Origin of the sequence: Paenibacillus sp. FSL R5-0636 (assembly GCF_037974255.1) — a bacterium.
In the GTDB taxonomy this organism is placed as follows: Bacteria; Bacillota; Bacilli; order Paenibacillales; family Paenibacillaceae; genus Paenibacillus_AQ; species Paenibacillus_AQ odorifer.
This window is the reverse complement of sequence record NZ_CP150232.1, coordinates 645,328-659,038: the sequence shown is the minus strand read 5'-3', so window position 1 is coordinate 659,038 and position 13,711 is coordinate 645,328. Positions and strand designations below refer to the sequence as shown.

Annotated in this window: 13 protein-coding genes; 3 read left to right on the top strand and 10 right to left on the bottom strand. The window is 45.2% G+C overall.

The genetic code is table 11. The features are described from left to right. Positions 1–100: 100 nt before the first annotated feature. Entirely contained in the window at positions 101–1,264 is a 1,164-nt protein-coding gene (locus tag MKX34_RS02915; protein WP_038568594.1) for a glucose-1-phosphate adenylyltransferase, read from the bottom strand. Between the two features lie 475 nt (positions 1,265–1,739). Here MKX34_RS02915 and MKX34_RS02910 point away from each other — a divergent pair, with 475 nt between their 5' ends. The 3 genes from MKX34_RS02910 (at position 1,740) to MKX34_RS02900 (ending at position 4,736) form a co-directional block, all read left to right on the top strand. Next, a complete protein-coding gene (locus MKX34_RS02910; protein ID WP_038568592.1) occupies positions 1,740–2,423 on the top strand; it encodes a response regulator transcription factor in 684 nt (227 codons plus the stop codon). Beyond that, entirely contained in the window at positions 2,420–4,003 is a 1,584-nt protein-coding gene (locus MKX34_RS02905; protein WP_076105955.1) for a HAMP domain-containing sensor histidine kinase, read from the top strand. Before MKX34_RS02910 ends, MKX34_RS02905 begins: the two co-directional genes overlap by 4 nt. Before the next feature lie 166 nt (positions 4,004–4,169). Beyond that, positions 4,170–4,736: an FAD-dependent oxidoreductase gene (locus MKX34_RS02900; protein WP_036676776.1), complete on the top strand. Its 567-nt coding sequence runs from the start codon at positions 4,170–4,172 to the stop codon at positions 4,734–4,736. A gap of 393 nt (positions 4,737–5,129) precedes the next feature. Here the strand turns inward: MKX34_RS02900 and galU are convergent, their stop codons facing one another. The 9 genes from galU to MKX34_RS02855 all read right to left on the bottom strand — a co-directional run bounded on the left by galU (position 5,130) and on the right by MKX34_RS02855 (position 13,693). After that, the gene (gene galU / locus MKX34_RS02895; protein WP_218641946.1) at positions 5,130–6,050 is read right to left on the bottom strand and encodes a UTP--glucose-1-phosphate uridylyltransferase GalU; all 921 of its coding nucleotides are present in this window, start codon (positions 6,048–6,050) and stop codon (positions 5,130–5,132) included. An 18-nt stretch (positions 6,051–6,068) separates the two neighbouring features. Next, positions 6,069–7,055 carry a glycosyltransferase family 2 protein gene (locus tag MKX34_RS02890; RefSeq protein WP_036676773.1) on the bottom strand — a complete coding sequence of 329 codons (987 nt, stop codon included), beginning with the start codon at positions 7,053–7,055 and terminating at the stop codon, positions 6,069–6,071. Between the two features lie 78 nt (positions 7,056–7,133). Further along, positions 7,134–9,260 (bottom strand): glycosyltransferase family 39 protein, encoded by a 2,127-nt coding sequence (locus MKX34_RS02885; RefSeq protein WP_076105953.1) that lies wholly within the window; start codon positions 9,258–9,260, stop codon positions 7,134–7,136. A gap of 205 nt (positions 9,261–9,465) precedes the next feature. Next, positions 9,466–10,011 (bottom strand): DUF1697 domain-containing protein, encoded by a 546-nt coding sequence (locus MKX34_RS02880; RefSeq protein ID WP_036676770.1) that lies wholly within the window; start codon positions 10,009–10,011, stop codon positions 9,466–9,468. Between the two features lie 27 nt (positions 10,012–10,038). Then, positions 10,039–10,857 (bottom strand): aminoglycoside phosphotransferase family protein, encoded by an 819-nt coding sequence (locus MKX34_RS02875; RefSeq protein WP_038568584.1) that lies wholly within the window; start codon positions 10,855–10,857, stop codon positions 10,039–10,041. A 14-nt stretch (positions 10,858–10,871) separates the two neighbouring features. Next, the gene (locus MKX34_RS02870) at positions 10,872–11,168 is read right to left on the bottom strand and encodes an antibiotic biosynthesis monooxygenase (RefSeq protein WP_036676767.1); all 297 of its coding nucleotides are present in this window, start codon (positions 11,166–11,168) and stop codon (positions 10,872–10,874) included. A gap of 18 nt (positions 11,169–11,186) precedes the next feature. After that, the gene (locus MKX34_RS02865) at positions 11,187–11,813 is read right to left on the bottom strand and encodes an alpha/beta hydrolase (protein ID WP_036676765.1); all 627 of its coding nucleotides are present in this window, start codon (positions 11,811–11,813) and stop codon (positions 11,187–11,189) included. Between the two features lie 23 nt (positions 11,814–11,836). Continuing rightward, positions 11,837–12,355 (bottom strand): DJ-1/PfpI family protein, encoded by a 519-nt coding sequence (locus MKX34_RS02860; RefSeq protein ID WP_076105951.1) that lies wholly within the window; start codon positions 12,353–12,355, stop codon positions 11,837–11,839. A gap of 225 nt (positions 12,356–12,580) precedes the next feature. Then, positions 12,581–13,693 carry an endospore germination permease gene (locus tag MKX34_RS02855; protein ID WP_076105948.1) on the bottom strand — a complete coding sequence of 371 codons (1,113 nt, stop codon included), beginning with the start codon at positions 13,691–13,693 and terminating at the stop codon, positions 12,581–12,583. Between the last annotated feature and the right edge of the window lie 18 nt (positions 13,694–13,711).

The window sequence follows — 13,711 nt, the reverse complement described above, 5'->3', positions numbered from 1 at the left end:
ATTTATAAGAAAGTATAAGTTTCACTATATACTTTATCCTTATAAATCTCGCATAAACGCTTACCGTCCCTAGAAGGACGCCGAAGGCGTTTTAGCTTGATTATATGGTTTTGGCCACAGCTGATTTACGTTTCTTGCTTTTATTGTCGATCAGCAGAATTTCGTTCTCGTTCTCCCGCTCGATGCCTATTTCCATATAATCGTCGATTACCGTATTCTCACTAATAATCGCTTTATGAATGCGTACGTTCTTACCAATCTTAACCTTAGGCATAATTACGGAGTCCGTAATCACACTGCCTTCACCTACTTCTACGCCATAAAAAAGAACCGAGTGCTTCACTTCACCATGCACAATGCAGCCTTCATTAATAATGCATCCTGACACTTTCGCCCCAGGTGCGACATATTGGGCGGGTTGATTCGGATTGCGTGTAAATATGCGCCAGCTGGGATCATTTAGATTAAGCGGTGGATTATCGCTCAGTAAATCCATATTCGCTTCCCACAGGCTTGCTACCGTACCAACGTCTCTCCAATACCCTTCAAAAGGGTACGCAAATAAAGAGTTCCCGTCTTCCAGCATCAAAGGAATGATATCTTTACCAAAATCGTGAGATGATCCTATATTCTCTCCGTCCTCCAGTAAATGCTTGCGGAGAATTTCCCATTTAAAGATGTACACACCCATAGAAGCTAGCGTGCTTTTTGGCTGTGCAGGCTTTTCCTCAAATTCGTAAATTTTCAGATCGTCCTCCGTATTTAAGATTCCAAATCGACTTGCTTCCTCCAGCGGAACGTCAATCACAGAAATCGTGCAATCTGCGTTTCTCTCCTTGTGGTATTGCAGCATAGCATGATAATCCATTTTATAAATGTGATCACCGGATAGAATAAGGACATGCTCGGGGTCGAACTGATCTACAAATTTAAGATTTCGATAAATCGCATCGGCTGTTCCCCGATACCAGCTGCTTCCATTCTCACGTTCATGCGGTGGCAATACGAATACTCCACCATTCTTACGGTTCAAATCCCAATCACTGCCTACTCCGATGTAAGAATGTAGTATAAGTGGCTCATACTGTGTCAATACACCGACAGTATCAATACCCGAATTGGAGCAGTTACTTAAAGGAAAGTCGATAATCCGATAAGTGCCCCCAAAATAGACAGCGGGCTTGGCAAGCGATTTGGTTAAACCTTTCAATCTTTTGCCTTGGCCTCCAGCCAATAGCATGGCTACCATTTCTTTTTTCTTCATGGAAGAGCCTCCCTTGACTTATGGGTAATATAAAGTTCAGCAAACCTAGGATGAATGAACAGAATTCCAGAAAGAAGTGAATTAGAAAAGAAATACACCAGAAAGAAATGAGCCTTGATAGGAAGATGACAAAGTTGAAAAAACGAGGAAGGAAATTTTACACGTTCGGATGATCTAACCTAAAATAGGGAGAGCATTCTCCAAAATCAGGAGCCTGAATCAGGAGATTATCCTTATTGTAAAGTGTTCTATATTCTTCGTCAAAACCCTTTATCGCAATTCCGAAAATCCGGAATTTTTAACCCTGTTTGTCATTAAACACGTTAATATTCCTTATAACTAGATTAACCAATTTAAAGCCATGTGAAAGAAATCCACTCATTTATTCTAGAAAAAGAATCATCCGGTCTTCAGCAAACATTCAACCGGATATGGCATAATGAAGCTATCTATCACCGATTTGGAGGAACCTATGATGAAAGCAGTACAAGGAGTTCGACTTCTGCTCGTAGATGATGAGCCTCATATATTACAGTTCCTGGAGCTGGGTCTCCTTAACGAAGGTTTTGAAGTACGAACCGCGTCGGACGGGCTAAGCGCCATTTCGATTGCAGCTGAATTCAAGCCCCATGTAGCTATCCTGGATGTTATGATGCCGGGTATGGATGGATTCGAGGTATGTCACTATCTGCGCTCAGAAGAGACAGAGGTAGCTGTCATCATGCTTACTGCAAAAGACGAAGTGGATGATCGCGTAAAAGGACTATCTATTGGTGCTGACGACTATATGGTCAAGCCCTTCAGCTTTGATGAATTACTAGCGCGGATCCAAGCGCGGCTGCGGAATCAGTTTCCGGGGCTGCTAGGCGAGGTCCGCTGCGGTCCTTTCCGAATTGACAGCCGGCGAAAGGAAATTCGCTTCAGGGAAGAAGTACTTGAGCTCTCCCCTACGGAATACGAGTTATTGCAGTATCTCGTTATCAATCACGGCCTTGTACTCAGCAAGCCTATGATTCTTGATAAAGTGTGGGGCTATGATTTTGGCGGTGAGGAAAATATCGTTGAGGTCTATATCCGTTCGCTTCGTGAGAAGCTCGGAGATAAGGAGCACCGTATTATCCGTACCCTGCGGGGCGCAGGCTACCGGGTGGATCTATGAGCACTCCCATCTTCAGATGGCTTCGCAGACTACCTGCACCACGTTCCCTGCGTAAACAGCTGCTTGCCACATCGCTGCTCATTCTATCAGGATTGCTGCTGCTAATTGGAGTCTTACAATATATCCTTATGCGAGATTTTATATACAGCAATAGAGCGGAGTCTATGGAAGCGCAAATACGTTCTGTCCCCCGTGAGATGTTTTTTAACTTTTTTAATTCCTATGACGAGGACACCACAGGTATAAATGACACAAACAATGAGTTTAACAGCAATTTCCCGTTGGAAAGAGAAGACATGAATAAAATGCCAAGTGGGCTGCGAACTGGCGAGAACCGGCGCCCGCTTCTGCTTGATGCCCATACAACTCTCGCCATGTACAGCTCGGATGGCACCTTCAGGGATTTACAGCAATTAACCCTCTCAGATATAGCAGCACCCAGGCTGACCAATGAGCAATACGATGCGCTGCTGATTCACACCACAGATAGGGCAACAGGAAATTACAAGCTCATCCAAGCTGAAGACGGCACTGAACATCTAGCCATATTCATGAATCTTTATAGGCCTGGAAATACTAGATTGCTGCTGCAAATGAGTGTGAGCACGGGGCCATTAACGGATGTGATTATGCAGCAGCTGCTGATCTACGCAGGTTTGTCAGTGATTGCTTTATTGACTGGATTATTCCTATACTTGCCGGCCCTGCGAAAGACGTTAGTTCCTCTTTCTAATATGGGAGAATCGGCTGAGATCATTAATGCCGGTAATTTGGACATTCGGTTTCCAGTTGACCAAGGACAGGCCGAGATCGACAAGCTTGCTCATTCATTCAATGGTATGCTCGAACGTCTCGAAATATCCTTTCATAATGAACGGGAGGCCAAGGAGCAGATGCGCAGGTTCGCTGCCGATGCTTCTCACGAGCTTAGAACTCCGCTTACCTCAATACACGGTTTTCTTGAGGTCTTGCTGCGGGGCGCCGCCGATAATAAAGAACAGTTATATAACTCGTTGCGAAGCATGCATGGTGAATCGAAACGGATCAATAAGCTGGTCGAGGATCTGCTACTGCTCGCTCGAATGGATGGAGCTCCACAGCTGCAGATGACTGACCTGATTCTCAGCGAGGTAATTCACGAAATGAAGCCGCATCTGCTTTTGCTCGCAGATCAACGTAAAGTTACTTTTGATATCTCCTATGGCATCCGTGGTAAATATGATCCCTATAAGCTCAAGCAGGTGATTCTGAATCTGTTCCACAATGCAGTTCAGCATACCGATGCCGCGGCAGGCAGCATTCATCTCTCTTTACAAGCCGCAGGAAATCAGACTCTCTTAAGCGTGCGGGATAATGGCTGCGGAATTCCCGCAGAGCATATCCCACATATCTTTGATCGATTCTACCGCAGTGACTCCTCTCGCACACGTAAATATGGCGGATCAGGTTTAGGCCTCTCTATCACAAAATCTATTGTCGAGGCGCATCACGGCAAGATTAGTGTAAATAGCACCGTCGGCGAGGGGACAACATTTACGGTCAGCCTGCCTTGTGAGGAAGGATTAGCCAAGGAACAGTAACAACCGTTATAATTAAGAGGAACTGGAGCATCGCTCCACAAAACCAAGCGTATGCTTTCGTTGCCAGTTTTGCTCCACAAAACCAAGCGTATGCTTTCGTTGCCAGTTTTGCTATGTAGTCCATTCTAAGGAGCATCGCTCCACAAAACTTTTAGGAGGTAAATACATGTACGAAATCGCCGTAATTGGCGCCGGTCCTGCCGGTGCAAGCGCAGCCCTGTTCGCCGCCAAGGCGGGCAAAAAAACGCTGCTGATCGACAACGATAAGGGCATGACCCGCAGAGGTTGGTTTGAGAACTTTTATGGAATTTCCGAAGTAGGTGGTCCTGAGCTGGTCGAAACTGGGCATAAGCAAGCCGTTAAATTTGGCGCTGAGCTGGTTTCCGAGCAGGCTATCAACCTCACCTCCAGCGGCAACGGTTTTGTCATTGAAACTGAAGATGGAATTATCTATGAAGCAAAACATGTTATTCTTGCCACAGGCGCCCTTACAGATCTAGCTGCCAAAGCTGGCGTAGAGACTAAGGATGGTACAGAGCCAAGAATCAAAACTGTAGTAGCCGTTGATGCTGAAGGCAAAACGAATATCGCAGGTATTTGGGCTGCTGGTACTGTTGCTGGAGTAAGTGTACATGCCATTATTACCGCAGGCGATGGTGCGAAGGTAGCTATTAATGTAATTAGCGAGTTAAATGGCGCGCGTTACGTTGATCATGATGTGTTGAAAGCTTAATCTTCAGTACTCAAATCATAATCCGGAGGATGATTCTTAGGAATCGGTCTTCCGGATTTTTTCGTCACCAAGGAGAACCAAGTTACGAGATTTTAAAATAACTGCACTTGATGCAGCTATTTCAAACAATAACACCCACACGGCTGTTTTAAGTGTATTTTATGCAACTAAAAACAGGCTAAATGAGCATTATAGCTAAGATGTGAAGATATAGATGTATCAAGTGCAACTAAATCGATTTGCAGCTGTCCCCCCATACTTTTAATTGTATAAAGTACACCTATTTGCTCGTCCCTCACCTGCCCATTGAACACCACACGCAAAAAAACTGCTTCAAAACCTCATGCCACCGCCGAAGCCGATGTTATGATCATTTGAAACAGTTCCTCTCCCTCAACTGTGTATACTCCGATGCAAGGAGTCCACTTCTTCTTCTCTTCCCTTAAGACTAGCAGCCAGCTCCTGCAAATACGGAACCAATAATGGGCGCAAATCCTCCCGCATCAAACCTACCTCCAGCGTGGCCTTAATGTAACCGAATTTATCACCAATATCATAACGCTTGCCGATTAAATCGAGCGCCAGCAATCCTTCATGCCGGCATACCTCGTGCAAAGCATCCGTCAGTTGATATTCACCGCCCGCTCCACGTTCGAGGTTAGCCAGCACTGTGAATATCGAAGGCTCCAAAATATATCGCCCCATAATGGCATACTCTGAAGGAGCTGTTTCAGGCGAGGGCTTCTCTACCAATCCTTTTACTTCATGAACTCCATTTAGTGGGCCGCTGGAGGAGATAATCCCATATTTGTTAACCTCCTGCCGTGGCACATGCTGCACACCGACGATGGTCTGCTCCTCTTGCTCATACAATCTCATCATCTGCAACAGCGCCGGGTCCTCCGAGACCATGATATCGTCACCAAGCAGAACAGCAAAAGGTTCATCACCGATAAATTGTTCCGCACAAAGGATGGCATGGCCTAGTCCCAGCGGCTCCTTTTGCCTAATGTAATGGATGCTCGCTAGCTCACTAATTAGCTGGACTTCACGAAGTAGATCCTCTTTCCCTTTTTCCAGAAGCGTCTGCTCCAGCTCCACCGATTTATCAAAATGATCTTCAATCGACTTCTTATTACGGCCGGTCACGATGATAATACTTTCAATACCAGACCGAACGGCTTCCTCTACGATATATTGAATCGCTGGTTTATCCACAATGGGCAGCATTTCTTTTGGCTGAGCCTTAGTTGCAGGCAGGAAACGAGTGCCTAAGCCCGCGGCGGGAATGACAGCTTTTCTAATCTTCATCAGGAATCCCTCCCTTGCAGTTTATTTACGGAGATGGGTCACAGGGTGCTCACGAACATTCTTTTGCTGCCCCTTACCTTCATAGAACTCTTGGACAATATAAAGCGGACGTCCCTTAGTTTCATCATAAATCCGGCCGATATACTCACCTAGTATTCCTAGCATAATGAGTACGAAGCCATTAAAGGTCAGCGTAATTCCAATCATCGAAGCCCAGCCCTTAACGACTGAGTCTGTAAAAATTACCAGGTACAATACATACATAAGGTACAGAAAACCAGAAGCCGACAGCAGTGCGCCCAAATATCCTGCCAGCTTCAGCGGCTTATAAGAAAAGGAGGTGATTCCGTCCAAAGAGAGCTTGATCATACGTTTTAGTGGATATTTTGTTTCCCCCGCCAGACGTTCATCCCGTTCATATTCAATCGCCTTCTGACGGAAACCAACCCAGCTGACCAGTCCGCGTACGAAACGGTTTTTCTCCGGTAGACGTTTGAGCTCTTCGCAAACCCTACGATCTATGAGCCGAAAATCACCTGTATCCACAGGGATAGAAATATCGGTTGAATAACGCAGAATTCTATAAAACAGGCTGGCCGTCCACTTTTTGAATAAGGATTCACCGTTTCGCTTCACCCGTTTAGCATATACAACTTCATACCCCTTCTTCCATTCTGCAATCATGTCCAAGATCAATTCAGGCGGGTCTTGCAAATCAGCATCAATAATGACAACTGCATCCCCAAGGGCATAGTCCATTCCGGCAGTAATAGCGATCTGATGTCCAAAGTTACGTGACAAATCGATCAGCTTCACACTCTCATCCCAATAGCTATATTCCTCGATCATCTGGGCACAGTTGTCTGTGCTGCCGTCATTCACGAAGATCAGCTCATATACTTCCTCCGTCATTGCCATCACTTTTTTAATACGACGATACGTTTCCTGAATGACTGCCTCTTCATTAAACATCGGTATAATAATGGAATAGCGCACGTTGATACTCATGAGCAGCTCCTCCTTTAATTTGAATGCTGAAGCGTGCCTGCAAATGTATTAGCACGCTTCGTATCCTAAAACACTGAACTAGTTAACTGTAACTTTGTATAACGTTCCGCTGTTGCCAGCGTCGTTTCCTGCCCAATCCGCTGCTGGAACCTCTGTGCCATTGTCGGTAATCCAGGTAGATAGCGTAGAATTCCCTCCACGTCCACCACCCATACCGCCGCTGCTCAGCAGGAAGTATTTCACCTTGCCACTCTCTACTAACGCCTTTAGGGTATCTGTGGTATATACTGTGTCCGAATTGGAAAAACCGTTCAGAATAACAACCGATGCCCCCTTATCGACGATATAAGGAGCTGCTGTGCCATAATCCAATACGGCAAACAGATAAGGCTCCCCAGTATTATTTTCCTCCAGATAGGACAGCAGACTCTCATTCGCACTTGTGGCGCTATTACGCCCAAAGTTGCTAGAATTGCCGCCCATTCCTCCTCTGCCCTCACTGCTGCCTGGTCCTGCTTCAGGGGTTTGGCTATTCAGGCCATAAGTAATTGGGGTAGCTGCCCAGTAGAGCGGGCCAATTAACAATACTAGTACAGCGACAATACTTGCCGAGAAAACAAATGGCTTCTGCTTGCCTTTAAGAACGACCAGCACCAAAGAAACAACTATACCGGCTGCCAGAATGCCAATCGACCAGCCCCTGCCAATCGTATCGTCATAAGGATGAATAATGTACCATTGAAAAACTGCTGTAACCAGCGTCGCAACTGGCAATAGCCATGACAGCCAACCAGAGTGCTCGCGATACAGACTCCAGAGCTTTGACCAGCCTGCACCGACCAGCGCGGCTATCGGCGGAGCCATCATCACCAGATAATATTGATGGAAGAATCCCGCAATACTGAAGAATCCCATCACCGGGACCAGCCATGCTAACCAGAATAGAGCTTCTTTATGCCCTTGCGTAAAGTTCCTTCTCCGCAGATTAGCGAATAATCCAATACAACCAAACAATACAAAAGGCAACATCCAGCTTGCCTGACCTGACAGCTCTGATTGGAACAGGCGCAGTGGACCTGCGGTTCCAGTATTGAACATTCCACCTCCGCCGCCATTCATGCCGCTGCGTTGTCCTTGGCCCCCACCTTCACCACCAAATTGCCGGTTTTGATTATCTGTTCCACCGCCGGGTGGTTGCCCTGGTGAACCTCCATCATCGGCGCCATTTTGACCGTCTGAGGTTGAATTTATGCCTTGCCGACCCGAAAATGCTCCACGTCCGCTATCCGTACCATTTTCAGCATCTGCCCCGTTCATAGCGGGTCTTTCACCGTTCATAGCTGGCATCTCGCCATTCATGTTCGGCATCTCACCACCATTCATTGAAGGCATTCCACCTCCGCCACCTGTTCCCCGATCACCCGTCAATCGCGCGACACCATTATAACCAAAGGCAAGATTGAGCACGGAGTTAGTACCGCTGCTGCCGATATAAGGTCGTTTACTAGCGGGAATCGAATCCACTATCACTGCCCAGGATAACGAGACCACGAGTAATATAGCTGTCGAGGCCGCTAATACTCCAGTTTTTCGCTTCCAGTTCACTTTCGCAGCCAAGACATAAAAGAGATAAAAAGCCGGCAAAACCATATAAGCCTGCAGCATCTTCTCATTAAACCCAACACCGATTAAAGCGAATGCGGCAAGGAGACTGCCCAGCTTATTACTCTTCGTTCCTTTAAATAAAAACCAAACCGCCAACAGTAACGTGAATACTAACAAAGCATCAATGTTATTCGTCCGGCTAACAGCCGCCGCTACTGGAGTTGTTGCCATGGCCAGCGCTGCTAAACGTGCTGCCGCTTTACCAAAGGTAGGTTTAACCAGAAGGTATACGAGCAACACGGAGCCCACGCCCCCAAGCGCCTGAGGCAAAATTACACTCCAGCCATGAAGCCCGAAGATGAGCGCGCTAAGAGTCTGAATCCAAAAGGTGACCGGTGGTTTATCCACCGTGACTGAACCCGCAGAGTCGAGTGAAGCGAAGAAGAAATTATGAAAGTTTTGCAGCATACTTCCCACAGCAGTGGTGTAGTATGTATTCACATAGTGGTCATTCCAAACTCCATAACCGTACAAAAAAGCAGCGAGTATTAAAATGAGCCACAGTATAAGATCCGAGCTTATTTTTTTAGCAAAACTCATCTCCATTCACTCCTATCCCTTGATCATTCTATATGCCGGCAGTTCTGTAACTCCGGCCCAAGCTTTCCGTAGGTGTATTATTTCATCCATACCTTAACTCTCAATGAGTGCAAGCTGAATGTTTGCTGAATAAATGAGGCTGCCAGAACGCAAAAAAGACCCCACAATGTGGAGCCTTTCGGTACTCTTTTCAATCCAAACTATGTTATTCCATCTTGCCTATGGCAACAAGCTTATTCACCGTGTTCCAGTTGCGTGCGGTAATGGGCATCCCGAGTATTTTGTCAAAAGGGACTTTAAAAAGCGGCGATTGGCTCACACTGACCTCATATAATATATACATCTCTCTGCCGACAAAACGCACCTTATCCGGTCCATTCTCATAAGTGCGCAGTTTATCCAATGCTTCCGCTGAAGGCTCGGCTGGTAAAAAAGTAACATACCATCTTTTGAATTCCTCTGGCTCGGAGAGCTGAAAGGGATCGTTAGCGATCACGTTCTCCATCTCCGCTAAAGTACGGATAATAACAGAGACCTCGAATCCAAAAACCTCATGAATCTGACGTTCAATGACTCCGCTAAGCAGGCTCACCGAACCTTCATCACTCTCAAATACGACATTTCCGCTCTGAATATACGTTCGTACATTTGCAAATCCAAGAGCTTGAAACATCGCCTTCAGGTCCAGCATTTTAATAATTTTGTTCCCGCCGACGTTAATTCCACGCAGCAGCGCTATATAGGTAGTCATAGAATACGCCTCCGTTTTGTGCCATGATCAGCTTACCTCTGCGGCTAAGGTGTGTAGACGTTTACGAACTTCTTTTACCAGCAGCTCCTTCTCTGGAGGCGAAAGCCCCTCCACCAGACGCGCGGCCGCGATCGGCAAAATCCAGCGGTCTACGTCCTCATAAGTGTGTCCTGATAATCTGAGATACTCTTGAATGTATCCCTTAGTTAATCTTTTTCTTATAAAACCTAACATTAATTTGGAGAAGGCAGAAGCTCCCGGAGGCATAGCTCCCAAACTGAACATCACTACGGAACGCGCAGCATCTCCAGCAGGTTCTCCCACTACACCCGTCATCCAGTCGATCACCCAGAGCTGTTCATCCATAAGCACATTGTCGGGATGAAAATCCCCATGACATAAACGAGTGCCTTCCGGCAGCTTCTCCAGATACTTCAAAATGACGGATTTTTCCTCTTCGCTCAGCATAGGGGCAACCATGATCTGACTTTTCAGCATATCCTTTTGCTGGCCGATTTCCTCTGTAGTTTCAAGCTTATGCAAATCACAATGAAGCCCCGCCATCAGCCTGGCATATTGGGTAACTTTCCAAGGCTTCTCACCCATCACCTTTAGTAAAGAGGGACCCTGAATTTGTTGAAAAACGATACCTTGTCGATTCTGTTCAGTAATAAGCTCAAAAGGCTGAGGGGTCCGAACACCCCGCGCATGTACAAACCGGCTGATTTTATATTCCCGGCTGACGTGTTGCTCTGCTATATCCTCCCGGTACAATTTAAGAATCCTCTGATCGTCATGTTGCCAGATCTCCGCTGTTCTGCCTTCCCCAACAAGCTTCGCCTTCATTCGGTATCCTCCATTTAGTCCAGATTAATGCGGGTAAAATGCTCAACTACCGGAAATGGGTCGTAGTAATGGTGAAGGAGTGCTTTCCATTCCTGATATTGGCTGGATTCTCTAAAACCAACAGTGTGGTCTTCAAGCGTTCTCCACTTCACCAGCAACAGATACTTATGATCATCCTCCAAGCAATGTTGTAATTCATGGCCCATATAACCCTCTATCGAGGAGATTAAACTTGACGCCTCCTTGAAGCTTTGCTCAAATTCAGTAGTCAAACCAGGCTTTACTTGCAGCATCGCAGCTTCCAAAATCACAATCATCATCTCCTAAAGTTATGTATTTAAAGCATCACGGAAAAACTCATGATAGAAATTAATGATGACCAACAGTATAGCTAGTGACTCATTGACACTGCCTACCTCCAGCGAATGATTAGCATCATCGATTCTATACACCTTCAAATGATTCAGCCCACTAATTTCACCGGAATGTTCTTGACCAAATAAGGGGTCACTGCCGCCATAGATTACAGTACCACGACTCCGCTGAATCAGCGGCACCGCCTCAGGCAACGGGGTGATATATAGATGAGACGTCTTCTTCTGTATTTCTAGCTCTTCAGCTATTCTACCTGCAATAACAGCGCCCATGCTTTTACTTATAAAAAGAAATCTCTTATAATCCGGAAGAGAAGCGATCACAGCTTTACATTCCTCAATGATAATACTCATTTCTTCACGTTTGAAATCCACCCTTGCACTCTGGTAACCATATTCTAAAAGCAGAACATCACAATTATGCTCCCGGGCAGCTTTAGCCGCATAATCTAGCAGAGAGCGATCAGCTGAATAATTTTTACCCGGAAAAATAACAGCCAGCGCTTTGGACCCTTGGGTGATATATTTATGTTTAACCTCTCTACCCCAATAAGAGGACATAATGATATTGCTAACGTTCATACATGTTTCCCCTCTTCTACTCCTTAGACGGATTTAAAATGTTTAAAGAAATCTATCGTTTCTTGCAAATCTGCCTCATCTTTATAGATACTCATTATTCGCCCAATTTCAAGCGCAAAGTCTACATATCCATTCGGTTTAGCGGTAATGATTGTTCCATCGACAACGACGTTAGATACCCCAGATTCATTGTCCACATAAACCTTACCATCCAGTACTCCGGCAGCCTTAAGAATGGATACCCCACCGCAAATGCCCGCGATGACTTTTCCTGCTCGATTCAGGCTTCTGATTAAATCTAATAGAGCCTCCTGCCCTATTAAATTATCTGTTTCCCCACCAGGGATAATCAATAAATCTATGGTGCTAACGTCCACATTTTCAACCAATACTAATGGATTCACAGAAAAACCCTCGCAGGAAATTACCGCCTTATCTTCCAAGCTTAAGGTATAGACCTCGCCCTTTGTTTTCATAAAATAAGCTGCCAATGTAACCTCAAACTGCACAAAGCTATCATATATAAGAATATATGTATTCAATGATAGATCAGCTCCCCTGTTCTCAATAAAAAAGTAAACTCTATCTATGTATCTATCATTATAGCATCATCGCCTTCTCCTGAAACTTACGGACTCAGAGGACGCTATTTGCACATTTCCCGCGGCTTTAAAAGCGTAAATGTGATCAAATAAAACGAAATAAAAAAAGACACGGGCAACCAGCCACTTTAAGGCTTACGAGACACCTGTATCCTCCTATTAGAGCTATTGCTGTGACTGCGGCGCTAGCTGTTTATTTTTACGCCGGCTCACAACAATTTCAGCGCAAATCCATAACATCAGTGGAATAATCACCTGAAAAGGAAAGGCGTATATTTTATAAATATGGTAAGAAAAATAGTACATTTCCATAATATCCTTGTACACAAAATCCGCAAAATAGATCATGAGTAGTCCCATCTGAAGCACAACAGAGCGGTAACTCTTGAGCTTAAGTACTTTTGCTATCCCACTACTCGCTACATACAGACATAAACTTGTCTTGATAAAAGTAGTGATTACAAAAGCAACTGCCGATGAACCTTCAATTCGGGTCAGAAAATCACCTACATTAATACGGCCAGCAGACACATAAGCGGGAAAATATAAACTGGATAGAACTTCAGGACCCAGCATCAACAGGTTACGCAAAGTAGCCATAATGATAATCACCCCTGAAATTACTAGACTACCAAATAATATCTTCCGTATTGAGCTCTTGTCCGATAAATTACTGAATGCTCCCAGAAATATTACAATCTCCGCAAATGGAAAAGAAAAAGTACCCAGAGTGTCGCTTAATAAAGGCTGCCAGCCTTTGTCCAACAGAGGAAGTAAATGATGATATTCCAGTCTGGAAAAGGCGAGTGTTATCAGTACTAAATTAACAAATACAGCAAACAGCAACAGGAGCTTAGCGCTTCTCCCCATCACTTCAATCCCCGCCTTAACCACCCAAACACACAATAGTCCCAGACATATCATAGGTGCTAACATAGGGGTATCCGTTAAGGTAATTGTGCGACTGAATTCTCCAAAGTTTCTAATAATTAGTACCCCCAAATGAAAGGAATACCATATATAAAGAGTGGAGATGATTCGACCCAGGATTCCGCCAAACACGGTAATCAACATATCAAATAGATCCTTACCCGGTAATAGGACGTGGAGTCTGGCATATATCAGCAAAAGTGGGGCAACCAGCACCATAGCTAACAATACGGCGATCCAGTTACTGTTACCGGATTGTCCCGGTACGCCCATAAATATTGAAGTCCCCATAATAAATAAGACAGCAATACTAATAGCATGCCCTGTTGATATGATCTCTTTATTCATACTCTATTCTCCCTTTAG

What these genes read in the sequence shown, in the direction of transcription:
- MKX34_RS02890 (WP_036676773.1), bottom strand. Translation starts at nt 7,055, where the DNA reads ATGAGTATCAACGTGCGCTATTCCATTATTATACCGATGTTTAATGAA.
- MKX34_RS02900 (WP_036676776.1), top strand. Translation starts at nt 4,170, where the DNA reads ATGTACGAAATCGCCGTAATTGGCGCCGGTCCTGCCGGTGCAAGCGCA.
- MKX34_RS02880 (WP_036676770.1), bottom strand. Translation starts at nt 10,011, where the DNA reads ATGACTACCTATATAGCGCTGCTGCGTGGAATTAACGTCGGCGGGAAC.
- MKX34_RS02875 (WP_038568584.1), bottom strand. Translation starts at nt 10,857, where the DNA reads ATGAAGGCGAAGCTTGTTGGGGAAGGCAGAACAGCGGAGATCTGGCAA.
- MKX34_RS02885 (WP_076105953.1), bottom strand. Translation starts at nt 9,260, where the DNA reads ATGAGTTTTGCTAAAAAAATAAGCTCGGATCTTATACTGTGGCTCATT.
- MKX34_RS02910 (WP_038568592.1), top strand. Translation starts at nt 1,740, where the DNA reads ATGAAAGCAGTACAAGGAGTTCGACTTCTGCTCGTAGATGATGAGCCT.
- MKX34_RS02905 (WP_076105955.1), top strand. Translation starts at nt 2,420, where the DNA reads ATGAGCACTCCCATCTTCAGATGGCTTCGCAGACTACCTGCACCACGT.
- MKX34_RS02855 (WP_076105948.1), bottom strand. Translation starts at nt 13,693, where the DNA reads ATGAATAAAGAGATCATATCAACAGGGCATGCTATTAGTATTGCTGTC.
- MKX34_RS02915 (WP_038568594.1), bottom strand. Translation starts at nt 1,264, where the DNA reads ATGAAGAAAAAAGAAATGGTAGCCATGCTATTGGCTGGAGGCCAAGGC.
- MKX34_RS02865 (WP_036676765.1), bottom strand. Translation starts at nt 11,813, where the DNA reads ATGAACGTTAGCAATATCATTATGTCCTCTTATTGGGGTAGAGAGGTT.